Here is a 22,088-nt window from a genome sequence, read left to right as displayed (position 1 = left end):
GGCAGAGTCTTGAGCCGAGAAACCACACCACCGACCATGCCCGTCGGCGCTCCCCTGGCGCCCGCCGAGCGCACGGAGGAGCAGCGTGAACTGCTCTCCGGAGTCCTGGGGGACGACGCACCGAATCTCTTCAGCACCGTGGTGCGCCACCCGGCACTGTTCCGGGCCTGGCTGCCTTTCTGCCTGCAACTGCTGGCGCACTCGGTGTTCCCGGGCAGGGAACGCGAGCTGCTGATCATCCGGACCGCCTGGCGCTGCGGAAGCGCCTACGAACTGGCGCACCACCTCGAACTCGGCGCCCGGGAAGGGCTGTCCGACCACGAACTGGCCGCGCTCACAGGCGAGGCCGCGGGGACCTGGTCCACGCGTGAGCGCCTGCTGGTCGCTGCGGCCGACGAACTCCATGCGAACCACGTGATCCGCGATGTCACCTGGCGTGAGCTGAGTGCGCTGCTGACCACGGAGCAGCTGATCGAACTGCCCATGCTGGTGGGCCACTACGTCCTGCTCGCCGGAACCCTCAGGTCCCTTGGGGTGCCGCTCGACGGCCCGCAGGCCGCTTCGACGTTCCCTCTCCAGAGCCTGTGAATCGCTGAGCCTCTGGAATCTCCGAACCACATCTCCGAACCGCTGAATCTCTGAACCTCCAGCAATCCTCGAGCCGAAGGAGGGCGCTGTCATGCGCCTAGGAGTCATCGCCAACCGCTTGGTCCTCATCGACAAGGACACCGCCGTCGATCTGGAGCAGGCCAGCAAGGGCCGCTTCCCGGCCGATCCCGAGCGTGTCTTCGACACCTGGGACGCCCTGGTCGAGTGGGCCGTCACGCACACCTGGGACGAGGAGCAGGAGCGTCTGCCTCTCGACGGGCTGGAGAATCCCGTACCGGCGCCGCGGCAGGTCTTCGGCATCGGCGCCAACTACCGGGACCACCTGGAAGAGGCCGCCCGGGCCCAGGGACACCAGGGGGAGGTCCCGGTGCCCGAGACACCACTGATCTTCACCAAGTTCCGCAGCAGTCTCGCCGGCCCGCACGACCCCATCCCGCTGCCCACCCGGAACGTCGACCGGGAGGTCGAACTCGTCGTCGTCATCGGCCGGCCCGCCGAACGCGTGGCGGAGAAGGACGCCTGGAGTCACGTCGCCGCCCTCACCGTGGGCCAGGACATCTCCGAGCGCGTGATGCAACTGGCGGGCATCGCACCGCAGTTCAGCATGGGCAAGTCCTTCCCCGGCTTCGGTCCCATGGGCCCCGTGCTCGTCACGCCGGACGAGTTCGACGACCCGGACGACCTGGAGATCGGCTGCAGCCTGGGCGGTCAGGTCATGCAGACGGGACGTACCCGCGACTTGATCTTCTCGGTCCCCGAGGTCATCGCGCACATCTCCGGGGTGTGCCCCCTGCTGCCCGGCGACGTGATCTTCACGGGCACGCCCGCGGGCGTCGGCGTGTTCCGCAGGCCGCCGGTCTTCCTCCAGCCCGGCGACACCCTCGTCACCTGGGTGAAGGGCCTCGGTGAACTGCACAACCCCGTGACGGCGGGCCCCGGTTACTCCGCCACGGACGACCAGAACGGAGACAAGTGATGACCACCTCGACACCCGATAGGTCCGGCACGGCACCAGAGCGGTACGACGTCGGCGGAGTGCTTCTGCCGCGCCCGTTCAAGATCCGGCGCTTCGGCCACTTCGGCTTCAACTCCGACCACCTCGACGAGTCGATCGCCTTCTACACGGACCTGCTGGGCTTCCGCGTCACCGACGAGGTCAACCTGTTCGAGCAGGTTCCGCCGGAGGTACGCCCCCTGGTGGAGGACGTCGTCAGCGACCCGCGGATGATCTTCACCAGCAACTCCTCCGACCACCACGCGCTGCTGCTGGCCCACCGCACCTTCGGCACCATGAACGGCAACGACCGCATCGCGAAGGACATCACCCTCAGCCAGATCACCTGGCAGGTCGGCAGCCTCCAGGAAGTGCACGACGCGGAGGACTACCTGCGCGCCAAGGGCGTGGCGTTCGGGCGCGTCGGGCGGGACATGCCCGGCGGGAACTGGCACATCTACTTCCGCGACCCGGACGACAACATGGTCGAGCTGTACTACGGCATGGAGCAGATCGGCTGGTCCCGCAACTCCAAACCGCACGCGATGCACTACCGGGGCTTCGACACCAGGCCGCCGCTGCCCCAGATGTCGGAAGCCGCGGAAATCCGTGAGGCGCTGGACAAGGGCATCGACATCCACTCGGGCTGGCGGCCCTCCGAGTCGCACCTGGAGGAGACTCACGAAGTGGGTGGCATCCTCCTGCCGCGTCCCTTCAAGGTCACCCGGCTCGGCCCGGTGTCGGTGTTCACCGAGCGCATGGACGAGATGGTCACGTACTACACGGAGTTGCTCGGCTTCGAATGCGTCGAGGAGTCCGAGTACCGCGGCAAGCGCATCGTGTTCCTGCGCAACGGCACCGAGCACCACTCCTTCGTGCTGGCGGACAAGGCGCTGCGCGGCATGCTCGGGCTGAGTGAGCACACCTCGTGCCTGAGCATGGGCATGGAGGTGGGCAGCTACCGCCAGCTGCGCGCCGCGGTGGACTTCCTGGTCGGCCACGGCCACACCCCGGTCGAGGGCGTTCCGCCGGAGCTGTACACGGGCATCGACTACGCGGCCCACCTGCGTGACCCGGACGGCCACCTGGTCTGCCTGTACTACTACATGGAGCAGGTCGGCTGGGACGGCAGGCCGCGGCCGCGCAGCGAGCGCCGCACCGTGACGGACACCTGGCCCGACGCACTCGAGCCGCTGTCGGACACGTACGTCGACCAGACCTACATGGGACCGCTGGGCTGACCGATGAGCGACGACACGACAACGACGAAAGGTGCCGCCACGCAGCGGCTGGACGCCGACGTACTGATCGCGGGCGCCGGCCCGGTCGGCCAGGTGCTGGCACTTCTGCTGGCCCAGCAGGGTCTGCGCGTGAGCGTGGTGGAGCGGTGGGCGCAGCCGTCCACGCACACTTCATCTCCTCGCTCGGAGTCCACATCGGGGACGGCCACCGGGCGGGGGGAGAGCGCGTGGGCAGGTCACCGGCACCTCTTGGCTGGACCGTCAGTGGGGCGGCCTGCCCGACTTCTTCGCCGACTTCCTCGGCCGGAGTCAGGCAACCGCCCTGTCGAGCGCGGAGCCCCCGGCCAGCCCGATGAACTCGATCTGGATTTGCCCCCAGCTCGACAACGGAGTCAACATCGTCATCGCCCAGCTGCGCGACCTGGTGAACCAACAGATCTTCCTGGCGCTGACCGCGGTCCACCCCGACGGCACGCACGTCGTCGCACCGACGATGCTGCCGGTCGAGGCCACCGACCCGTGGACCAGCCCGGTCACCGGCCGCAGCTATCCCACCCGGTGCGTTGTGCGCGCCCCGAAGATCGGCACCGAGCTGATCATCGAAGTGCCGTACAAGGAGCAGGAGATCGTGCCCAAGGAACCCTCGTTGACCAAGTTCGAAGGCGCGGCCACCGTCACCGGCACCTACCAAGGACAGCGGGTGGCCGGCCACGCCTACCTCGAACTCGTCGGCGACTGGTCCTGAGCGGGCGGCACCCCGCCCGGTGTCAGGCGAACCTGGGGAACAACCTGAGCGCGTTGTCGCGTTCCACGCCCCGGCGCTGGTCCTCGGTGAAGCCGTCGAAGCCGATGAGGTTGTCGATGTTGCGTACGACCGTGGGCTCCGGGGCCGCGGGCCAGTCGGTTCCGAAGAGGATGTGGTCCGCGGTGGTCACCTCCAGCGTCGGCAGCAGGGAGTTGCGGCTGCCGGCAAGTGCCGTCTCGTAGTAGAGCCCCCGCAGCACCTCGGCGACGTGGGCGGGATCGATGTCCGCGTCCTTTGGCCCCCGCCCCATGACGGTGTGTTCGCCGATCCGCCACCCGAGGGCGGGCAGCGCCCCGCCGCAGTGCGCCAGGATCAGCCGCAGCCCGGGATGCCGCTGGAAGACACCGGTGTACAGCGCGTTGGTGATGGTGCGCGCGGTGTCGAAGGGGAACTCGACGATCGAGCTCGGCCGCCCGAAACCGAGGACGTCGATGTGCGGGCAGTCCTCGGGGTGGACGAAAACCGGTACTTCGCGCCGCGCCAGCTCCGCGAGTACGGGTTCGAGGGACGGATCACCGAAGTAGCGCCCCAGCACGTTCGAGGTCAGCACCACTCCGTCGAGCCTCAACTCGTCCAGGGCGTACGCGACTTCCGCCAGCGCCTCGTCGGGACCGTCCGCCGGAAGCGTCGCGAAGGCTCCGAAGCGACCAGGATGCCTCGCGATCAGCTCGGCGTGCCCTTCGTTGATCAGCCGGGCAAGGCGCGTCCCGAAGTCCGGGTCGTCGTCCGCCCCCGCGAACGAGATCGGCATGGACACGAGCTGGGCGGCGATCTGCTGCCTGTCCATGTAGGCGAGGGCGGCCTCCGGTGTCCATCGCACCGAGATGCGGTATCCGCCGGTCGGCCGGAAGCCCCGGCCCGCGATCGCCATCATCGCTTCGTCCGACACGCCATGAGTGTGGACGTCAATCCGTTGACCAGGCACGACGGTGCTCCTCTTGCTCTGTGGTGTGCTGCCGACCCTAGGCAGCAAACTGTCATGCGTCAATTTATTCGCACTCACAACGGGCCAGATGGAACTCATATGGCGTCGTTCGCGGCTTCAGTAAATTGACGTTCGACACTTTAATGGCTACGGTCGAGGCATGCAGATAGGTGATGTGACAGTCGAACCCCTCACCGACGGCGTCATACCGATGCCGCCGAACCTGCTCTACCCGGACGTGCCGTTGTCCGTGTGGCAGGCCCTGCCCGGCGTCCTCGACCAGCACGGGATGCTTCAGGTCCCGTTCGGCGGATTCCTGGCCACCGACCGGCAGGGACATCGCGTCCTCTTCGACCTGGGCGGCGGGCTCGCCCCGCAGCTGCTGCCCGACGGTGAGCTGCCCCCGGTCTGCGAACTCCTGCCGAAGCGGCTGGAGAAGCTGGACTGCCCGCTCGGCTCTGTGACCGACGTGGTCCTCAGCCATCTGCACATCGACCATGTGGGCTGGGCCTCCACCGCGGGCGTGCCCACGTTTCCCCAGGCCAGGCACCACATCCATGCCGCGGACTGGAAACACTTCGTGGGCGGCGACGCCGATGACGCCGTACGCGACAAGGTCGCTCCGCTGCGGGACGCGGCCGCGTTGTGGGAGGGCGATTCCGTCTCGCCGTACGACTGGCTGCATCTCGTGCACGCGCCGGGCCACACACCGGGCGCCTCCCTCGCCCTGATCGGGTCGCAGGGACAGAGCCTCGCCCTGGTCGGTGATCTCTTCCACCATCCGGCGGCGCTGGACCACCCGCACTGGCGCTGCGGCTTCGACTGGGACGCACCGGCCGCTGCGGCCGCCCGGGCCCTCTGGCTGGAGACGCTGCGCGCCACGGACACGCCACTCGTCGGCCCGCACTTCCCCGAACTCCGGCCGGTCACGCTCCGATGAACCGGCCGCACCCTGCGAAAGGCTTGCCATGAACGGTGTGAAAGCGGCGGTGTGCCGGCCGGACAGCGACGATCCCTTCGATCTGGAAGAGGTGAGCATCGGCGATCCCCGCCCGGACGAGGTGCTGGTGCGCTTCACCGCGGCCGGGTTGTGCCATACGGACCTGGAGGTGGCGGCCGGACGTATGCCCACGCCCCTCCCGGTCGTCGCCGGGCACGAAGGGGCCGGTGTGGTCGAGGCGGTCGGCGCCGCCGTCACCGGGTTCGGGCCCGGCGACCGGGTAGTGGCCAGCTTCAGCTTCTGCGGCACCTGCCGGAACTGTCTGAGCGGACGGCCCGCGTACTGTCCCCTCCACTTCCCGCTGAACTTCGGTGCCCAGCGCGTCGACGGCTCGGTCGGGCTGCGCGACGCCTCGGGCAGGCCGGTGCACGACCACTTCTTCGGACAGTCGTCCTTCGCCGGGTACGGGCTGTGCCGGCCGAGCAGCCTGATCAAGATCGGCGAGACGGACCTGCCCGATCACGCGCTCGCCCCCCTCGGCTGCGGCATCATCACCGGCGCCGGCGCGGTCTGGAACCTGCTGAAGGTCTCGCCGGGGAGCACGGTGGCCGTCTTCGGCGCAGGGGCCGTCGGGCTGAGCGCGGTCATGGCGGCCGCAGCAGCGGGCGCCGCACGGATCATCGTGACCGACCGGCACTCCGCACGGCTCGACCTTGCCGCCCACCTGGGCGCGACCGATGTGGTCGACGCGACCGAGGGTCTTGCCGTCGAGCGGGTACGGGAGCTGACCGGCGGACCGGGCGTCGACTTCAGCGTGGAGTCCACCGGCGTACCCGACGTGATGTCGCAGGCCGTGGCCGCGCTCGCCCCGTTGGGAAGTGCCGCGATCCTCGGAGTCGCTCCGGACGCGGACCTGCGGACCAGCGCGTTCGCACTCCTCGAAGGACGGACCGTGACCGGCTCGATCGTCGGCCACCAGGCCCCGGCGGTCCTCGGTCCCCGCATCCTCGACCTCCACGGCAAGGGCCGCTTCCCGCTGGAGGCCTTGATCCGCACCTACGCACTGGACGACATCAACAAGGCCGTCGCCGAGGTGCGTTCGGGAGCGGCCGTCAAGGCCGTCCTCCTCCACTGAGCCGCCAACTCCCCTATCAGGCAAGGACGAAAGACAATGTCAGGGATTCGTCTGTCCGAGGTCGTGCTGCGGACGACCGACTACGACCGCCTCTGTGACTTCTACTCGCTGCTGCTCGGTCAGCCGCGCAGCGTGGAGATGACACCGCCCCCGTCCGACGACCCGGACGAGCCGTCGCGCATCTGCTTCTTCAACTTCTACTTCGATCACCCCTACACCGAGCGCATCGCCGTCTTCGAGTGCACGGACCTCGGGCCGGGCAGGTCCTCGCGCGGACTGCACCATTTCCAGCTGCGGACGCCGACCGCCGACGCCCTGCTGGATCTCTACAGCACCCTGAAGGCGGCCGGCTTCCTTCCGGTCGAGGCGTCCAACCACGGCCCGGGGACGAGCTTCTACTACCTCGACCCGGACGGGAACCGCGTCGAACTGTCGTCCCTCAACTTCTCCTCGCAACAGGAGATGCAGGACTTCATGGCGACCGAGGAGTTCAAGAGCAATCCCAACGGCTTCCCGCTCGACCCCGAGCGTCTGCTCAAGGGCCGCGAGGCCGGCCGGGACCTGAGCGCATTGGTCTGGGAACGATGACACTCACCTCGGAGCCGGGCCCCACCGGCGACCTCGCGGACGACACGACGTACGACGTGGTGATCGTGGGCGGCGGTCCCGTCGGCCTGGCGACCGCCGTCGAACTGGGCTCCCGCAGGCTGTCCGTGCTTCTCGTCGAGCGTGAGGACGGCGTGGTCCGTTACCCGACGGCGGAGTCCGTCGACACCGCGTCCATGGAACTCCTGCGCCGGTGGGGCATCGCCGACGCCGTACTCCGCAGCGGCTTCCCCGCGGATGCTCCGCGGGACATCTCGTTCGTCTCCCGCATGACCACCTACGAACTGGCCCGGTTCCCCCGCCCCTGCAACGCGGACCGGCGCGAGACCACGCACGGGCTGAGCCCCGAAGGGGGCGTGTGGTGGCCGAAGTTCTGGTTCGACCTCGCGCTTCGGGAACGCGCCGCCGCCGAGACCACGGTGGACCTGCGCTACCGGTGGACGTGCGACGCCTTCGACGACGGCACGCACGGCGTGACCGTACGGCTCTCCTCGCAGGCGTACGGCCGCAGGACCGTGCGGGCGCGCTACCTGGTGGCGTGCGATGGTGCGGCCTCTCCGGTCCGCAAGGCCCTGGGCATCGGGTCGCTGCGGGACTCGGCCGACGTCCGGGCCCGCTGGCAGGGGGCCTTCGTGCGGCTTCCCGGGCTGCGCGACCGAATTCCACACGCCCCAGCCGTGCAGTACTACCTGGTCAACCCCCGTCGCATGATTCTCGGTTCGCTCGACGGCGGTGAGCTGTGGCGCGTCACCTATCCGCTCGCGGACGGGGAGTCGCCCGCTGCCGCCGAGGTCCGTGCCACGGTCGCCGACGCGCTCGACTGCCCGGTCGCGGAGGTCGAAGTGCTCGACGCCCGGGGGTGGAGCGGCGACGCGGTGGTCGCCGAGTCCTTCCGCTCTGGCCATGTTCTGCTGGCGGGCGATGCCGCGCACTGGATGTGGCCCTCGGGCGGACACGGGATGAACACCGGACTCGGCGACGTGGCCAACCTCGGCTGGAAGCTGGAGGGCGTACTGCGGGGCTGGGCACCGGACACCCTGCTCGACACCTACACCGCCGAGCGCCGTCCGCACGCCGAACGCATGGTCCGCCGCGCCTGGCACAACTACCGCGCCGACAACGCGCTCCTGCCCGACCCGGCACTGGACGACCCGGTGCGGAAGGAGGCACGCGACCTGGCCGGCGAGCGGATTGTGACCACCCGATGGACCGAGTGGCGCTCCCTCGGCGTCCAACTCGGCTTGTGCTACCCGCAGTCGCCCCTCATCGTCTCCGACGGGACCCCCGAGCCCCCCGAGGACCCGGAGGAGTACGTGCCCACGGCACGCCCCGGGCATCGCGCCCCGCATGTCGCGCTGGCCGACGGGAGCTCCGTGCTCGACCTCTTCCGCGGGCACTTCGTCCTGCTGAACCTCGCCCCCGCCGTGGACAGCGGGGCTCTGGCCCACGCGTTCCGAACCCGAGGAATACCTCTCGACGAGGAGTGGATCGGCGCGGACGGCGCCCGCCAAGCGTACGGATCCGCCATCACGCTCGTACGCCCCGACGGCATCGTCGCCTGGCGCGGTGACACCTGCCCGGCGGACACCGACGCCCTCGTGGACCAGGTCATGGGTCGGTCGGCCGGCGACTGCGGAACAGCCAAGGGCTGAGGAACCGCCAAGTACGGAGGAACGGAGAAACACCATGTTGCTCGCACAGACCGGCGACGGCCTCGCACGGGTCGGTCCCGACGGACTGCAACTCCTCGACGCCCCCGGCCGATCTCTGGAGGACTTCATCGTCGCGGGCCGGCTGGCCGAGGTGCGAGGCTTGCGGCTCCGCAAGGAGATCAGCCGGGAGCACGCCACGATCGCACCTCCGGTGCGGCGTCCCGGCAAGATCGTCGTCATCGGCCTCAACTACCGGGACCACGCGGCCGAGACGGACAGCCCCCTGCCCGCCCGTCCCCGCTTCCACCTGATACCCGGCTCCGCCGTCACCTCCCCGGGTGCCGCCGTCCGGCTGCCGGACTCCGCGCCGAAGCGGGTCGACTACGAGGGTGAACTCGCCGTCGTGATCGGGCGAACCGGCCGCGACATTCCAGAGGCGGACGCCTGGGACTTCGTCGCGGGCGGGACGGTCGCCAACGACCTCTCGGCGCGCGACGTCCAGTCGGGAGAGAATCCGGCGCTGCCGATGGCCAGCCCGGCCCTCGCCAAGGGCTTCGACGGCTTCAAACCGCTCGGGCCCGCCCTGCTCACCACGGACGAACTGCGCCTGCACGACGCGCTGGACCTCACCACCGAGGTCAACAGTGTCGTACGCCAGCGCTCCTCGACGGCCGAGCTCATCTTCTCGGTCCCTCAACTCCTCGCGTACGTCAGCTCGTTCCTGACCCTGGAAGCCGGTGACGTGCTCCTCACCGGGACCCCGGGCGGGACCGGCGTCGCGGACGGGTGGTTCCTGACGGCGGGCGACGTGGTGTCGGTCACCCTCGCCAGGATCGGCACGCTGACGAGCACGATCGCCCCGCCGCAGGACGGGACTCGGCAGGGGCGGCCATGACGAGCGATGGATGCGTTCTCTGCCGACGGGCCGCGGCGCTCGCGGGCTCGGATCCTGGCTGGCTGGTGCGGACCGGGCACTGGGGAGTGTCCAGCACCCGGCGATGCCGGCACCGGGCTGGGTCGCTGCCCAGACGCTGCGGCACACCGAGGGACTCGCCGATCTGGACGACGCCGAGGCCGGCGAACTCGGCCCGCTGCTCCGCCGGTTGAGTGCGGCGGTGACGTGGGTGACCGACTCGGAACGTGTCTACACCTACTCCCTCGGCGAGGGCAGTCCGCACACCCACATTCTGCTGGGCCCGCCCCTGCCGGACCTGCGCGGCGCGGCGTTCATCACAGCACTGATGCGCCGCGACGCATCCCTGGCGGACGAAGCAGCCGCCCTCCGCGTCGCCCGCGATCTGGCCGGCGAACTGGCCACGGGAATCACTCGAACCATGGGAAAGCGGTGAGATCAATGACGCAGTCGACCGAAGTGGCGATCCCCAAGATCTTCACGTACTTCGAGACCGCCGAAAGCCCTCAGGGCCAGGCCCTCAAGTGGAAACTCGAGCGCCTGGCCAAATGCCACCTCGACGTCTCCGAGGACCTGGCGAAGGCCTTCGGGCGGGCCATGAACACCGGGGACCGGCTGGGCGACGCCTATGTCGAAGCGGCCTTCGCCTCGCCCAAGGGCAGGTCCCGTGCCCGGAAGGACGTCGAGCTGGCACTGCACGGCGGCATCAAGAGTGTCAGCGATCCGTCCCCGGAGCTGGTGGCGCTGTTCGAGCAGATCAACACCGATCCCGAGTGGGTGGACTGGGGGAAGGTCGAGCACGGTGCGGAGGTCTTCCGGCGGTACAAGGAGCTGTACCCGTACTTCGGCATGTCGACGTTCAACGCGTACGGTCTGGAGACCGTCGCCAAGCCGCTCGCGCTGACCGGCGCCTACACCGGAGGGTCGGCGTTCGGCCGGTTTTTGGAGACCTCCCGGCTCTGGACCGACACCACCGAGCCCGGCGCCATGCGACCCGGCGCCGTGGGACGCCGCTCCGCGGTGCTCGTGCGCACCCTGCACTCGATGATCCGGCACACCCTGCTGCCGCACCCTGAGTGGGACCGGGCCCGGCTGGGCATGCCCATCAGCCAGTTCGCGCAGACCGGGACCCTGCTGCTCAGCTCGTTCGCCCCCGGGATGCAGCTGAAGCTGCTCGGCTACCGTCCCACTGACGCCGACGTGGAAGCCATGATGCATCACTGGCGCTATGTCGGTTACCTCATGGGCGTCGAGCCGCCGTGGTACCCGGAGACGGTGGCCGAGGGCTTCAAGGCCAACCTCTTGCTCGGGCTTTCGGAGCAACCGAAGATCGACAAGGACTCCCAGGAACTGTGCCGGTCATTCATGGACACCTTCCTGCCCCCGACGGACGCGAAGGGACTGCGCCAGATCTACGGCAAGCTGCGCTACAGGGCACAGCTCGGTCATGCGCGCTTCTACCTGGGCGAGGAGGGCTACCGGAGCACGGGCCTGCCCGACGCCGGCCTGTGGCGCTTCGCTCCGCTCGCCCGGGTGCCCGGAAACCTGACGCGAGAGACCCTGCGCCGCAACGTCCCGGGCGTGTCCGGATGGATCGACGAGATCAACCGGCGCGATCGGCACGCATTCCTCAATACGAACCTCGAAGGCGGCGAAGCGAAGTTCAAGCCCGTCGACAAGCTCACGCGGTAAAGGAATAGCCGCCCTGTCCGCCCGGTACTCGTCTCCGCTCCTCCGGCCCCACGGAGGAGCGGAGGCACCGCTAGGCTGGCCCCATGCCTGATAATCCGCCCCGCGTCACCCGCCCACGAGGACGTCCACCCAAAGATGCGCAATTCGCCCCGACCGACCAGGTCATGGCCGCCGCGATCGAGGCTTTCTCAGTGCATGGATACAACGGCGTGTCGCTGCGGACCGTAAATGACGAACTGGGCGTCAGCCGCAATCTGCTCTATCAGCGCTTCGGATCGAAGGCGAATCTGTGGCGGGCGGCCGTCGACTGGGCCTTCCGTCCTCTCGTGGATTACCTGGTGGCTGCGGACGACGAATCGGCCGACCCCATGGTGCGGTTGAGAATGCTGATCCGGAATTTCATCGAGTACTCGGCAACGCGCCCCTATCTGGCTCGCCTCGTCACGTTGGAAGGCGTGGCCGCCACGGATCGCCTGGACTATCTCTACCACCATTACATCGAGCCCATCAGGTCGCGCTTCATCCCCGTTTTTGAACTCCTGCACGACCAGGGAAGAATCAAGAAAGTCCCCTACGAAACCTTCTATTTCCTGCTCACTTCGGGCGGATCCGCGCTCTATGGCCAGATCGCGCTCGCCTCGATGATGAACCCGGAGCTGACGTCGACGGCGGAGACGCGCGTGCGGCTCTATGCCGAGAACGTGGCCGAAGTGCTCCTCAACGGCCTGTCACTGTCCAACTCCAACTGAACGGGCGTGGGCCTCGGCGGTCTCGTTCGGATCAGTCAGTCGTTGGACCGGCGAGCCTCTCGTCCCGGGCGGCGGGGAGGTCCACCTGCAACGTCCCCGAAAACACCTCGGAACCAACCCATTGACTGTTTGCTATAGCAGGAGTCACGCTTACGGCCATGAGCAACCCCCTCGGTCCCATGGAGACCGCGTCACTGGCCGACCAGGCCTACCAGCGGCTACGTGACGCAGTGCGCGAGGGCACCTTGCGACCAGGGGAGAAGATCACCGAACGTGATCTCGCCGCCCGCCTCGGCGTCAGCCCCACCCCAGTACGCGAAGCGCTGCGCCAGCTGGTGCACGAGAAGGTCGTGGAGCGGGTCGGTACCCGGGCTCTGCGGATCGCGGACCATCCCCCGGCCGCGCGCTCAGAGGTCGTGGAGGCCGAAGTGCGCCTCTCCGCCCTGATGGCCCGCCTCGCCGCCCGCAACGCCACCGATGCCCAACTCGCCGAGCTGGCCGAGTTGCTGGACCGGGCCGACGGCTTGGTCGCGGAGTTGGAGCGGGTGCTGGCCCAGCAGGGGGCGGATGCTGCGGTGGCCGACCTGCTCACCGCCCTCTTCCGGATGCTGCGGCAGTTCCACCACCAGGTGGAAGCCTCCGTCGGCAATCCCGTCCTGGAGGGGCTGTTGCACCAGGCCCGCGCCTTCAGTGACGAGGAGCGTCTGGACCTGACCATGAAGCTTGCCCCCGAGCGGGCTGAAGCGTTCCGCCGCCGCTACCGCGAACACCGCGGCCTGCTCGACGCTCTCCTGGACCGGGATGAAGAACGAGCCGAGCAGCTCGCCATGCATCACCACCGCGAGGCACTGATCCAGCTCTCCAGCATCTGATCGCCCTCCCGGCCGCCTGCTCGTCAGTCCCGCGCGGGAGGAGGTCGGCCGACAGCACTGTTGCTATAGCATATGGCAAGGAGCCGCCATGATGCACGACACGCGTCCGCCCTCCCCAGGCGGAGCGCCGGCCACCCAGAACAAGGTGGCCATCACCCCCACCCGGATGAGCGCCGGCGCCGTCGCCTGGGTGGCGATCGCGATCTTCGCGCAGGAATCGGTGTGGAACTTCTACGAGGCCCAGGTGCCGGCGCAACTGCGTGGGTACCTGTCGTCCGCGACGCTGATCGGGTTGATCATGGGCATGGACACCGCCTTCGGTGTTTTCGTCCAGCCAGTCATGGGGCGCTTCTCCGACCTCCGGGCCCGGCACCGTTTCGGCCGGTGGCCGATCATCGTCGTCGGCGCGTGCCTGGCCGCGATCCCCTTCGCGCTGATTCCGTGGGCCACGAGTCTGCCCGCCCTGATGATGTGCATCGTGTGCTTCGGCCTGACGGCCAACGCGTTCAAGGGTGTCACCGAGACGTTGGTGTCCGACTACGTCGCCGCGGGCAACCGCAGCAAGGCGCAGGGGTTCATCAAGGCCGGTGTCAGTCTCACCATCGTCGTCTCCTCGCTCATCAGCCTGCTGGTCGTCGACCACAGCCTGAAGGCCGCCTTCGCCATCCCCCCGCTGCTGATGCTCATCGCGATAGGCCTGTCCAGCTGGTTTCTGGGCCGCGACCACGCCCGTCGGCGCCTGCCCTCCCAGAACGAGGCGGATCCCGGTACCGCCCCTCAAGGGCTGGACGAATCGGCCTCGCCCTGGGCGGTCATCAAGGATGTCGTCCGCGACCCCAGCCGCTCCCGGCTGCTGCTGATGGTGGGCATCTTCTGCTTCGCCGGGATGTGGTCGGCACTGCGCGCCATGACCACCCCGTACGGCATCGAGGTACTGGGGATGTCCCGAGGCCGGGCCGGAGCCATCGCCCTGCCCGGTGCCGTCGCCTTCCTCGCCACGGTCGTCCCCATCGCCTACCTGTCCGGCCGCATCGGCCAGGTCCGCGCCATCCGCTACGGCGTGGCACTCTTCGTCGTCGGCCTGCTGACCGGCTTCGCCGCGCCCAACGCGCCCATGACCGCGGCAGCCATGGCGATCTCCTCCGTCGGCTACGCCGTCTTCGCCGTCAACGCCCTGGTCGCCCTGTGGAACCTGGCCCCCAACGACCGGGTCCTCGGCGCGTACACGGGCCTGTACACCATCGCTTCCGCATCGGGGATCTCGCTCGGCCCGGCACTGCTCGGCGTCACCGTGGACCTGACCGGCTGGCGCTACATGCTCCTGAACGCAGCGGTGTTCGCCGCGATCACCTTCGCTGTCTTCACCAGCCTCACCCGCCGCACAGCAACCGCCGCGCGGACCGCCTGAACCAGGCCGGCGGAGGGCCACTTCCGCACGCACAGAGAGACAGCACCCATGGAATTCCGCATCCTCGCCCCCACCGGCGCCCTCGGCGCCGGCTTCGACGCCGACGCCTTCCACCGGGGCGTCGAAGCCCGCCCGCATGTCATCGCCTGCGACGCCGGATCCACCGACAGCGGCCCCGCGGCCCTCGGCTCCGCCACCCCGAAACTCTCCGCCCAGGCCGTCACACGGGACCTGCGTCTGCTGCTCAAGGCCCGTGACACGCTCCAAGTACCGCTGATCATCGGCTCCTGCGGCACCAGCGGCCGGGACGCGGGCGTCGACTGGGTCGCGGGGCTCACGCGGGCCCTCGCGGCTGAGCAGAACGTCCACTTCAGGCTCGGCCTGATCTACTGCGACCAGCCGGCGGAGCGCCTTGAGAAGCTGTACGACGAGGACCGCATCCGGCCGCTGCCCCATGCCCCGGAGATCGACCGCGAACTCTTCGCGCGCAGCCACACCGTCGCCATGATGGGCGTGGAGCCCATCCAGCAGGCCCTGGCCGACGGGTGCGACGTCATCCTCGCCGGACGGGCCAGCGACACCGCGCTGTTCGCCGCACTGCCGCACATGCGGGGTGCGGAGCCGGGCCTGACCTGGCACATGGCCAAGACCGTCGAATGCGGCGCCGCCTGCGCGATCCCGCCCTCCGCCAATGGCCTGCTCGTGCATCTGCGCGACGACCACTTCGACGTGACCACGCTCGCCGAAGGCAGCCGTCTCACCCCGCGCTCGGTCGCCGCCCACACCCTGTACGAGAACGCGGACCCCTTCCATATCCTGGAGCCGTCCGGTGCGCTGGACACCACGCACGCCACCTACAAGGCCGTCGACGAGCAGACCGTCCGCGTCCGCGGCGCCCGGTACGTGCCGGCGGACGGCTACACCAACAAGCTGGAAGGCGCCGAGCTCGTCGGCTATCAGACCGTCGTCATCGGCGGCGTACGCGACCAAGTCGTCATCAGGCGGTTGCCCGACCTTCTGTCGTTCGCCGAGAAGTACTTCGAAGAGAAGATCCTCGACGTCTTCGACGGCCAGGTCGACCCCGGCACCGTCGACATCGACTACCGCCTCTACGGGGCGGGAGCCGTCCTCGCCGGCCACGAACCCGACGAACTCGACCCCGCCGAGATCGGCGTGGTCATCACGGTCACCGCCCCGGACCAGGCCACAGCGCACGCCATCTCCACCTTCGTGGCCCATGCCAGCAGCCATCTGCCCATGCCCGAGTACGACGGGCTGGTCTCCACGCTGGCCTACCCGTACTCGCCGCCGGAGATGGACCGCGGCCCGCTCTACCGCTTCACCCTCAACCACGTCGCCACCGGCGTCACGCCCTGCGAACTCTTCCGCACCACCACCGAGGAGCTGTAACCCATGGCCACCCTGCTCGACTACTGCTCCCTGGTCCGCTCCAAGAACGCCGGGCCCTTCACCCTCACCTTCGATTTCATGTGCCGGGACGAGCACACCTATCAGGCCCTCGTCGGGACCGGCTTCCTCAACCGGGAACTCTTCGCCGGCCTCTTCGGTGCGGACGAGGGGCAGGTCCTCGTCGTCAACCACCCCCTCGCCCTCGCGGTGAAGGTCTCCCTGCCTCGCCCCATCATCCAGGGCGACCTACGCGACAGCGACTGCTACGCCGGACAGCAGTACGCGCCGCTGATGGCAATGGAACTGCCTGAACTGTGCTGAGACGCGCTTCCTTGACGGTTTCGGCTGCGTTGGTCACGGGCGAGTACGGAACGGCTCGACTACCGATCCGGCGGCCGACACGGCGAACCCGCTGTTGCCTGGTTCGACGCGGACCTCAACACGGAGTTGACCCTCGCCCCCGACTTCCGGTCCTTCATTGAGGGGCTCGCCTCTGCCCGTGACTTCGAGAGCGTGCACGCGGAAAACACCCGACTGAGCTCGCTCCCGAACAAAAGGTCGCGCCTCAATGGGGGAGTCAAGCGCCGTCGTGTGTGATCAGTAGCCGGTGTACTGAACAGCCGTCCGGCTGACCAGCGAGGCAGAACAGGCCCGCGGCTCTGAGCAGTTCAGATGCCGTGGGCTTCTGTCGTTGTTGGTCGGCGTCGGGTGACCTCATACGGCCCAAAGACGGCCCCGGGCCTTGATTGTCCGGGGCCGTTTTGTATCTGGCTTCTACACCTCTTCGGGTAGGGCGGTCGTGTCAGGTGACGCGCAGTCCGCCGTCGACGAACAGGTCCTGGGCGTTGACGCCGGTGTTGCGGAGGAGGAAGTCGGTGGCGTCGGCGACTTCCGCCATCGTCACCAAGCGCCCGATGGGGGTACGCGGTACGTGGGGGTGGTCGGGCACGTCGCGCCACCTCGGGCTGTCGCCCACCACGCCAGGATGGAGCGCGTTGACACGATGGGGTGCGATCTCCAGTGCGAGGGTCTTCACCAGCCCGGTGACAGCAGAGTTGATGGCGGTCACGATGGTGGAGCCGGGGTAGGGACGTTCTTTGGCCAGGCCGCCGAAGAGGACGACCGACGCGCCGGGGGTGAACCGGTCGCGCAGGACGCGCACGGTCTCCGTGTACCCCACCAGCTTGATGGTCACGGCTTCCACGGCCTTGGCGATGTCGAAATCCGCGAGAGTGTTGAAACCCTCTGAGACGCCGGTGATCACCAAGTTGTCGACATCCCCCACATCGGCGAGCGCTCCGTCGATGGTCTCCGGCCGCGACAGATCAACGGCCAGACCCCGGACCGTGTCAGCGATCTCGGCGGCCACGGTATCGGCGCGCTCCCTGGTGCGGCTGGTGATGATGACGCTGTCGCCGCGGTCGGCGAATCGCTGCGCCAGAACGCGTCCCAGCGCGCCGCTTCCTCCGACGATGATCGAGGTGGTCACAATCCACGGGTCCCTTCGGAGGACATGCAGCCCATGAGCTATCTTATGCGGCCAGATATGGACGGTTGGGGCGCCACCGGAGTGGTCACTCGGACGGCCCAGCAGCCGTCCCGCCGATCGGTCGCCGTGCCGGTAGGTCAACGCCAGGGTCCGCGCTGTATCGAGCATCGTGACCGATGCCGGTCCGCCGGCTGATCGGTCCGGAATCCGGGGCACATGCCGGTACTCGCGGCTTGAACGCGGCGAGTTGGCGGCTCATCGTCCGGGCCGGGCGGCTGGCGCCGCGGCAAGGGCGGCGCGGGCCGCGCGGTCGCCCACGGCATGGTCGATGGGTTCGCCGGTGACCAGGAGCCGATAGTAGATCGGCGCGGCCATCAGTCCGATCAGCTCATGTGGATCGGTGTCCGCCGGTAGTTCACCGCGCTGGATCGCCCGTTCGACGATGGGCGCGGCGAGCCGCTGCCGTTCGGCGAAGTGGTTCCGCTTGACCTCGGCGACCTCCGGCACTCTGGCTGCATCGGAGAACAGCACGGCTACCACGATCGCGCCCGCGTCGCCGGTGAGAACGTCCACGATCGATCGGGCGTACGCACGCAGGTCGGTCTCGATCGCACCGGTGTCCGGAACCGGGACCCTGGCGTCGACCAGGTCGCCCATGGCGGCCGCCACCAGCCTGTCCTTGGTCCCCCACCGTCGGTAGATCGTCGTCTTGTGCACGCCGGCCCGCACTGCGATGTCCTCGATGGACAGTGCGGCGTAGCCGCGCTGTCCCAGCTCGAGCAGCGTCGCCTCGTATACGGCCGCACGCACCCGAGCACTGCGACCGCCCGTGCGGACCGTGCCGCGCCGTTCGGTGAAGGTCGCCGAAGCCATGATGCTACTCCTTGTTGCGTTTACTGGCACCAATGTGCCAGAGTTGCGCAAATGAGACAAACGTTTCACTACCGGTCGAAGGGGTCACCTCGGGCCGGTAGTGGCCATCAGGCGCCGCAACCGTGATTTGCAGCAGCCGCACCACCGCTGACAGTTTAGAGTTCAACCTTATTGCCTCATTTAGGCATAGTTCAGGTAGTTTCGACTGCAGGCGGGCATCGAAGAGCCGTCTCCGCCTAAGGACAGAAACATGGGTGTACAGGTCAAGGGGTCCATCGCATCCCGTGGCGCCGCCATTCGGTCGTTCAGGCAGGTGATCGCCCCGAAGCGGCTCTCCCGGCGGATGCGGGAAGAGGACCGGCCGTTCTCGCCGGCGCTCCTGACTCCGCTGTTGGTGATCGTGCTGGCCTCGGTGGCGGCCCTCTTTACGCCCCACCTGCAGTTCTACCGCCTGCTCGGGGCGGCCCCCGCGCTGGCCGCCGCGATGTTCTCCGTGGCCGGCACGCTGGGCATCGGGCTGCTGACCCTGATTGCCGGCTTCGCCATCTCCGCCGCCGACCACACTCTGGACCGGACTCCCGGAATCTTCACCCTGATCACGATCGCGGCTGTCACCCTGGCCGCCGCCTACGCCAGCCGGGTACGGCAGCACCGGGAGCGCACCCTCGCCGAGGTCCGCGCCGTGGCGGAGACGGCGCAGCACGTGCTGATGCGCCCGGTCCCGCATCACCTCGGGCACATCGACGTCGAGGTTCTCTACCAGGCGGCCGCCGCGCAAGCCCGCATCGGCGGCGACTTCTACGAGGCGCGGCAGACCCCGCACGGAGTGCGGCTGATCATCGGTGACGTGCGCGGCAAGGGCCTTCCGGCCGTCGAGGCCGCCTCGGTCGTCCTCAGTTCCTTTCGGATATTCGCCGAGGACACCCCCCACCTGCCGGACCTGGCACACCGGCTGGAGACCAGCATCAGCCGTTACGGCGAGCACGTCCCCACTGACGACGCGCTGGAGCGCTTCGTCACCATCCTGCTCGTCGAGATCCCCGCCGGAGAACCCATCGCCCGCCTGGTCAACTGCGGGCACCCTCCGCCGCTGCTGTTGCACGGCGGCGAAGTGCGCGAGGTGGAACCCAGCGCGCCGTCACCGCCCATCAACATGGCCGCCCTGCTCGGCGACCACTACCAGGTCGACACCATCCCCTTTGGCGCCGGCGACCGCCTGCTGCTCTACACCGACGGCGTCAGCGAGACCCGCGACGGTATCGGCGCCTTCTACCCCCTCGCCCAGCGCGTCCGCCGATGGGTCCTTGCCCCGCCCCGCCAACTCCTCGACCACCTCCGCCAGGACCTGCGCGCCTACGTCCACGGCACCCGTGACGACGACCTCGCCGCCCTGGTGGCCCACCGCATCACACCGTGCGACCGGGAGCGGGCCGAACTAGGAGGGCTACGGCCACTCCGGTCGACTGGCCCCAACATTGGTTGAGCACCTGCGTAGCCCTCTGACGTGCAACCTTTCACGCCGGATTGGATTGCCCCTGGTCGGCAAGGGCTCTGCAGCGTGCAAGTTTGTGAGGTTGTCCTCGACCGGTTCGACGGCCTGGATCTCGTTGTCGTTCATGTCCGTCCGTCCCGGCTGGTCAACGGCCCAGGTCAGAGCCCCTACCAGCCTTTCACATCACGGACTTACACGATCTTTCAGGCATGCTCTTGGTCACGCGGCTTCCGATGGCGGGCCGGCGACGGGCAGGCGGACCGTGAAGGTGGCTCCGCGTTCTTGCCCGTCGTGTTGCCGCACCGTTGAGGTGACCGTGATGGTTCCGCCGTGAGCGGTGACGATGTCGCGGGCGATGGACAGTCCCAGGCCGGTTCCGGTGCTCTCGCCGGCGTGACGGGTACGGGCCGCCTCCAGGCGCATGAAGCGGTCGAAGACGCGCTCGCGGTCGGCGGGCGGGATGCCGGGGCCGTCGTCGGCGACCTGGATGACCGCGGTCGCCGGGCCGTCAGTGGTCAGGGTCACCTCGATGGTGTGTTCGGCGTGGCGGTCGGCGTTGTCGAGCAGGTTGCGGATCAGGCGGGTGAGCTGGTCCGGGTCGCCGGTGACGCGGACGTTCTCCGCGGCATGGAGTGCGACGGGGACGCGGGCCGGTGCGGCGTCGACAGCGGCCTGGACCAGCGTGACCAGGTCGACCGGTTCGCGGTGGCGCAGCAGGGTGTTGTCGTCGGAGCGGGCCAGCAGCAGGAGTGCTTCGACCAGGCGTTGCAGCCGGGTGGTCTCGGTCACGGCGCGGGTGGCCAGTTCGGGCCAGGGGGCCTGGTCGGGGTGGGCGAGTCCGACCTCCATCGAGGTGCGTACGGCGGCGAGGGGTGTGCGCAGTTCGTGGGAGGCGTCGGCGACGAAGCGCCGTTGGCGGTCGGCGGACGACTCGAGGCGGTCGAGCATGCCGTTCAGGGTGCGGGTGAGGCGGCCGATCTCGTCGTCGCTGCCGGGTTCGGGGATGCGCCGGTGCAGATCGCTGCCGGTGATCTCGGCGGCCTCGGCGCGGATACGTTCGACCGGGCGCAGGGTGCGGCCGATCAGCAGCCAGGAGACGCCGACGGCACTCAGAAGGATCACGGGCAGAAGGTAGAGAAGGTGTCCTTGGAGGTCGTGGTTCAGGTATGCCAGCAGTTGGGTGGAGCCGCCGACGTAGACGACGACGGGTTCGGTGCCGGTGACATAGCGCTGCGCGATCACCCGTTCGTCCCCGCGGCTGGACGATGAACCCGGCGCGGGCCGGGGTGTGGTGCGGTCGGCGGGGAGTGTGTAGAGGACGGGCTGGCCCGCGACGTTGGCGGTCGAGGCGATCACGGTGCCGGAGGAGTCCACGACCTGGGCCCACACGGTGGCATCGCCGGGGGAGGGAGGCAGGCGGGTAGGCAGGCGTCCGGCGGTGGCGGACTGCCCGACGGAGTCCGCGTAGGCGTTGAGTGTGGTCGTCACGTTGGACCGTACGGAGGTGACCAGGGTGAACGCGAGGACGGCCGTGACGATCGCGACGGTCACGGTGATGGCGAGGGTGGCCAGCAAGGTGAGCCGCAGGCGGAGTGAGCCGCGGCTAGGTGCGTTGCGGGTCAATGCGGTACCCCGATCCTCGGACCGTTTCGATGGTGCGGGTGGCGAACGGCTGGTCGATCTTCCGGCGCAGGTGATGGATGCGGACCTCGACGACGGCCGGGTCGGCCTGGGAGGCCGCGTCCCAGCAGTGCTCCAGCAGTTCGCTCTTGGACACCACGCGGCCTTCCGCCCTCAACAGGTACTCCAGGACCGCCAGTTCGCCGGGCGTGAGGGTGATGGCCCGGCCGCTGCGGTGTACGGTCCGGGTGGCCGGATCCATCGTCAGGTCGCCGGCTTGCAGCAGTGCGGGGCGCGGGGGTGCTCCGCGCCGCAGCAGGGAGCGGATGTGGGCGAGCAGGACGGGGTACTCGAAGGGTTTGGTGAGGTAGTCGTCAGCGCCCAGGTCCAGGCCCTCCGCCTGATCGAGGGCCGCGTCCATCGCGGTGAGCATGAGGAGCGGCGTCCAGTTCCCGGCCTCCCGCAGCCGTGCGCAGATCTGGTAGCCGTCCAGGCCGGGGAGCATGACGTCGAGGATGATCAGGTCGAAGTCGTGTTCGGTGGCCTGCCACAGTCCTTCGGCGCCGTCGGCGGCCAGTTCGACGGTGTAGCCCTCGGCCCGCAGTCCCCAGGTCAGGGACGCGCCGAGGGCTTCGTCGTCTTCGATCACCAGGATGCGCATGG

At 68.8% G+C, this 22,088-nt stretch carries 22 protein-coding genes and 1 pseudogene; 18 read left to right on the top strand and 5 right to left on the bottom strand.

The genetic code is table 11. From position 1 onward, the window contains the following. Positions 1-36 precede the first annotated feature (36 nt). The 5 genes and pseudogenes from ACFYXB_RS30480 to ACFYXB_RS30460 all read left to right on the top strand — a co-directional run bounded on the left by ACFYXB_RS30480 (position 37) and on the right by ACFYXB_RS30460 (position 3,589). On the top strand, positions 37-588 hold the full coding sequence (locus ACFYXB_RS30480; RefSeq protein WP_389587765.1) for a carboxymuconolactone decarboxylase family protein: 552 nt from the start codon (positions 37-39) through the stop codon (positions 586-588). A gap of 91 nt (positions 589-679) precedes the next feature. Continuing rightward, positions 680-1,585 (top strand): fumarylacetoacetate hydrolase family protein, encoded by a 906-nt coding sequence (locus tag ACFYXB_RS30475; RefSeq protein WP_389587763.1) that lies wholly within the window; start codon positions 680-682, stop codon positions 1,583-1,585. Beyond that, on the top strand, positions 1,585-2,844 hold the full coding sequence (locus ACFYXB_RS30470; RefSeq protein ID WP_389587761.1) for a VOC family protein: 1,260 nt from the start codon (positions 1,585-1,587) through the stop codon (positions 2,842-2,844). Before ACFYXB_RS30475 ends, ACFYXB_RS30470 begins: the two co-directional genes overlap by 1 nt. A 3-nt stretch (positions 2,845-2,847) precedes the next feature. After that, a pseudogene (locus ACFYXB_RS30465) lies at positions 2,848-3,003 on the top strand (FAD-dependent monooxygenase); the annotation flags it as partial. A gap of 193 nt (positions 3,004-3,196) precedes the next feature. Then, positions 3,197-3,589, top strand: a complete 393-nt coding sequence (locus tag ACFYXB_RS30460) for a lipocalin family protein (protein ID WP_389587759.1) — start codon at positions 3,197-3,199, stop codon at positions 3,587-3,589. A 22-nt stretch (positions 3,590-3,611) separates the two neighbouring features. Here the strand turns inward: ACFYXB_RS30460 and ACFYXB_RS30455 are convergent, their stop codons facing one another. Next, positions 3,612-4,673 carry an amidohydrolase family protein gene (locus ACFYXB_RS30455; protein ID WP_389587757.1) on the bottom strand — a complete coding sequence of 354 codons (1,062 nt, stop codon included), beginning with the start codon at positions 4,671-4,673 and terminating at the stop codon, positions 3,612-3,614. A 61-nt stretch (positions 4,674-4,734) separates the two neighbouring features. On the opposite strand from ACFYXB_RS30455, the gene ACFYXB_RS30450 reads away from it, so the two are divergent. The 12 genes from ACFYXB_RS30450 (at position 4,735) to ACFYXB_RS30395 (ending at position 16,272) form a co-directional block, all read left to right on the top strand. Then, on the top strand, positions 4,735-5,514 hold the full coding sequence (locus ACFYXB_RS30450; protein WP_389587755.1) for an MBL fold metallo-hydrolase: 780 nt from the start codon (positions 4,735-4,737) through the stop codon (positions 5,512-5,514). A gap of 28 nt (positions 5,515-5,542) precedes the next feature. Then, positions 5,543-6,649, top strand: coding sequence for an NAD(P)-dependent alcohol dehydrogenase (locus ACFYXB_RS30445; RefSeq protein ID WP_389587753.1), 1,107 nt, complete (start codon positions 5,543-5,545; stop codon positions 6,647-6,649). A gap of 36 nt (positions 6,650-6,685) precedes the next feature. Beyond that, complete coding sequence (locus tag ACFYXB_RS30440; protein WP_389587751.1) at positions 6,686-7,237, top strand: VOC family protein; 552 nt, start codon at positions 6,686-6,688, stop codon at positions 7,235-7,237. Then, positions 7,234-8,907, top strand: coding sequence for an FAD-dependent monooxygenase (locus ACFYXB_RS30435; protein ID WP_389587750.1), 1,674 nt, complete (start codon positions 7,234-7,236; stop codon positions 8,905-8,907). The genes ACFYXB_RS30440 and ACFYXB_RS30435 overlap by 4 nt, the downstream gene beginning before the upstream one ends. A gap of 34 nt (positions 8,908-8,941) precedes the next feature. Next, positions 8,942-9,802, top strand: coding sequence for a fumarylacetoacetate hydrolase family protein (locus ACFYXB_RS30430; protein WP_389587748.1), 861 nt, complete (start codon positions 8,942-8,944; stop codon positions 9,800-9,802). A gap of 10 nt (positions 9,803-9,812) precedes the next feature. Further along, positions 9,813-10,256, top strand: a complete 444-nt coding sequence (locus ACFYXB_RS30425) for a hypothetical protein (RefSeq protein WP_389587746.1) — start codon at positions 9,813-9,815, stop codon at positions 10,254-10,256. A gap of 5 nt (positions 10,257-10,261) precedes the next feature. Further along, positions 10,262-11,512 (top strand): oxygenase MpaB family protein, encoded by a 1,251-nt coding sequence (locus ACFYXB_RS30420; RefSeq protein WP_389587744.1) that lies wholly within the window; start codon positions 10,262-10,264, stop codon positions 11,510-11,512. Between the two features lie 83 nt (positions 11,513-11,595). Continuing rightward, the gene (locus ACFYXB_RS30415; RefSeq protein WP_389587742.1) at positions 11,596-12,261 is read left to right on the top strand and encodes a TetR/AcrR family transcriptional regulator; all 666 of its coding nucleotides are present in this window, start codon (positions 11,596-11,598) and stop codon (positions 12,259-12,261) included. 158 nt (positions 12,262-12,419) lie between these two features. Then, complete coding sequence (locus tag ACFYXB_RS30410) at positions 12,420-13,133, top strand: GntR family transcriptional regulator (protein ID WP_389587740.1); 714 nt, start codon at positions 12,420-12,422, stop codon at positions 13,131-13,133. 88 nt (positions 13,134-13,221) lie between these two features. Continuing rightward, positions 13,222-14,541, top strand: a complete 1,320-nt coding sequence (locus ACFYXB_RS30405) for an MFS transporter (protein WP_389587738.1) — start codon at positions 13,222-13,224, stop codon at positions 14,539-14,541. A gap of 48 nt (positions 14,542-14,589) precedes the next feature. Further along, positions 14,590-15,951, top strand: a complete 1,362-nt coding sequence (locus tag ACFYXB_RS30400; RefSeq protein ID WP_389587736.1) for an acyclic terpene utilization AtuA family protein — start codon at positions 14,590-14,592, stop codon at positions 15,949-15,951. A 3-nt stretch (positions 15,952-15,954) separates the two neighbouring features. Next, the gene (locus ACFYXB_RS30395) at positions 15,955-16,272 is read left to right on the top strand and encodes a DUF4387 domain-containing protein (RefSeq protein ID WP_389587734.1); all 318 of its coding nucleotides are present in this window, start codon (positions 15,955-15,957) and stop codon (positions 16,270-16,272) included. Positions 16,273-16,753: 481 nt separating this feature from the next. Here ACFYXB_RS30395 and ACFYXB_RS30390 read toward each other — a convergent pair whose 3' ends face one another. Then, complete coding sequence (locus ACFYXB_RS30390; RefSeq protein WP_389587732.1) at positions 16,754-17,440, bottom strand: SDR family oxidoreductase; 687 nt, start codon at positions 17,438-17,440, stop codon at positions 16,754-16,756. A gap of 255 nt (positions 17,441-17,695) precedes the next feature. Beyond that, complete coding sequence (locus ACFYXB_RS30385) at positions 17,696-18,313, bottom strand: TetR/AcrR family transcriptional regulator (RefSeq protein WP_389587730.1); 618 nt, start codon at positions 18,311-18,313, stop codon at positions 17,696-17,698. Positions 18,314-18,563: 250 nt separating this feature from the next. Between ACFYXB_RS30385 and ACFYXB_RS30380 the strand changes: the two genes are divergently transcribed. Further along, complete coding sequence (locus ACFYXB_RS30380; RefSeq protein WP_389587729.1) at positions 18,564-19,796, top strand: PP2C family protein-serine/threonine phosphatase; 1,233 nt, start codon at positions 18,564-18,566, stop codon at positions 19,794-19,796. Positions 19,797-20,024: 228 nt separating this feature from the next. Here the strand turns inward: ACFYXB_RS30380 and ACFYXB_RS30375 are convergent, their stop codons facing one another. Together ACFYXB_RS30375 and ACFYXB_RS30370 are read right to left on the bottom strand one after the other, a co-directional pair. After that, a complete protein-coding gene (locus tag ACFYXB_RS30375; protein ID WP_389587727.1) occupies positions 20,025-21,428 on the bottom strand; it encodes a sensor histidine kinase in 1,404 nt (467 codons plus the stop codon). Beyond that, the gene (locus ACFYXB_RS30370; RefSeq protein WP_389587725.1) at positions 21,409-22,086 is read right to left on the bottom strand and encodes a response regulator transcription factor; all 678 of its coding nucleotides are present in this window, start codon (positions 22,084-22,086) and stop codon (positions 21,409-21,411) included. The genes ACFYXB_RS30375 and ACFYXB_RS30370 overlap by 20 nt, the downstream gene beginning before the upstream one ends. Positions 22,087-22,088: the final 2 nt, after the last annotated feature.

Origin of the sequence: Streptomyces sp. NPDC002619, from assembly GCF_042889305.1 — a bacterium.
Taxonomy (GTDB): Bacteria; Actinomycetota; Actinomycetes; order Streptomycetales; family Streptomycetaceae; genus Streptomyces.
The sequence above is the reverse complement of the archived record's forward strand: the minus strand, read 5'-3'. Positions and strand labels throughout refer to the sequence as shown.

Coding starts and splice junctions, on each gene's coding strand:
- ACFYXB_RS30450 (WP_389587755.1), top strand. CDS start 4,735: ATGCAGATAGGTGATGTGACAGTCGAACCCCTCACCGACGGCGTCATA.
- ACFYXB_RS30405 (WP_389587738.1), top strand. CDS start 13,222: ATGATGCACGACACGCGTCCGCCCTCCCCAGGCGGAGCGCCGGCCACC.
- ACFYXB_RS30410 (WP_389587740.1), top strand. CDS start 12,420: ATGAGCAACCCCCTCGGTCCCATGGAGACCGCGTCACTGGCCGACCAG.
- ACFYXB_RS30370 (WP_389587725.1), bottom strand. CDS start 22,086: ATGCGCATCCTGGTGATCGAAGACGACGAAGCCCTCGGCGCGTCCCTG.
- ACFYXB_RS30455 (WP_389587757.1), bottom strand. CDS start 4,673: ATGAGTTCCATCTGGCCCGTTGTGAGTGCGAATAAATTGACGCATGAC.
- ACFYXB_RS30400 (WP_389587736.1), top strand. CDS start 14,590: ATGGAATTCCGCATCCTCGCCCCCACCGGCGCCCTCGGCGCCGGCTTC.
- ACFYXB_RS30435 (WP_389587750.1), top strand. CDS start 7,234: ATGACACTCACCTCGGAGCCGGGCCCCACCGGCGACCTCGCGGACGAC.
- ACFYXB_RS30480 (WP_389587765.1), top strand. CDS start 37: ATGCCCGTCGGCGCTCCCCTGGCGCCCGCCGAGCGCACGGAGGAGCAG.
- ACFYXB_RS30380 (WP_389587729.1), top strand. CDS start 18,564: ATGGGTGTACAGGTCAAGGGGTCCATCGCATCCCGTGGCGCCGCCATT.
- ACFYXB_RS30425 (WP_389587746.1), top strand. CDS start 9,813: ATGCGTTCTCTGCCGACGGGCCGCGGCGCTCGCGGGCTCGGATCCTGG.
- ACFYXB_RS30395 (WP_389587734.1), top strand. CDS start 15,955: ATGGCCACCCTGCTCGACTACTGCTCCCTGGTCCGCTCCAAGAACGCC.
- ACFYXB_RS30430 (WP_389587748.1), top strand. CDS start 8,942: ATGTTGCTCGCACAGACCGGCGACGGCCTCGCACGGGTCGGTCCCGAC.
- ACFYXB_RS30445 (WP_389587753.1), top strand. CDS start 5,543: ATGAACGGTGTGAAAGCGGCGGTGTGCCGGCCGGACAGCGACGATCCC.
- ACFYXB_RS30470 (WP_389587761.1), top strand. CDS start 1,585: ATGACCACCTCGACACCCGATAGGTCCGGCACGGCACCAGAGCGGTAC.
- ACFYXB_RS30385 (WP_389587730.1), bottom strand. CDS start 18,313: ATGGCTTCGGCGACCTTCACCGAACGGCGCGGCACGGTCCGCACGGGC.
- ACFYXB_RS30460 (WP_389587759.1), top strand. CDS start 3,197: ATGAACTCGATCTGGATTTGCCCCCAGCTCGACAACGGAGTCAACATC.
- ACFYXB_RS30440 (WP_389587751.1), top strand. CDS start 6,686: ATGTCAGGGATTCGTCTGTCCGAGGTCGTGCTGCGGACGACCGACTAC.
- ACFYXB_RS30420 (WP_389587744.1), top strand. CDS start 10,262: ATGACGCAGTCGACCGAAGTGGCGATCCCCAAGATCTTCACGTACTTC.
- ACFYXB_RS30415 (WP_389587742.1), top strand. CDS start 11,596: ATGCCTGATAATCCGCCCCGCGTCACCCGCCCACGAGGACGTCCACCC.
- ACFYXB_RS30475 (WP_389587763.1), top strand. CDS start 680: ATGCGCCTAGGAGTCATCGCCAACCGCTTGGTCCTCATCGACAAGGAC.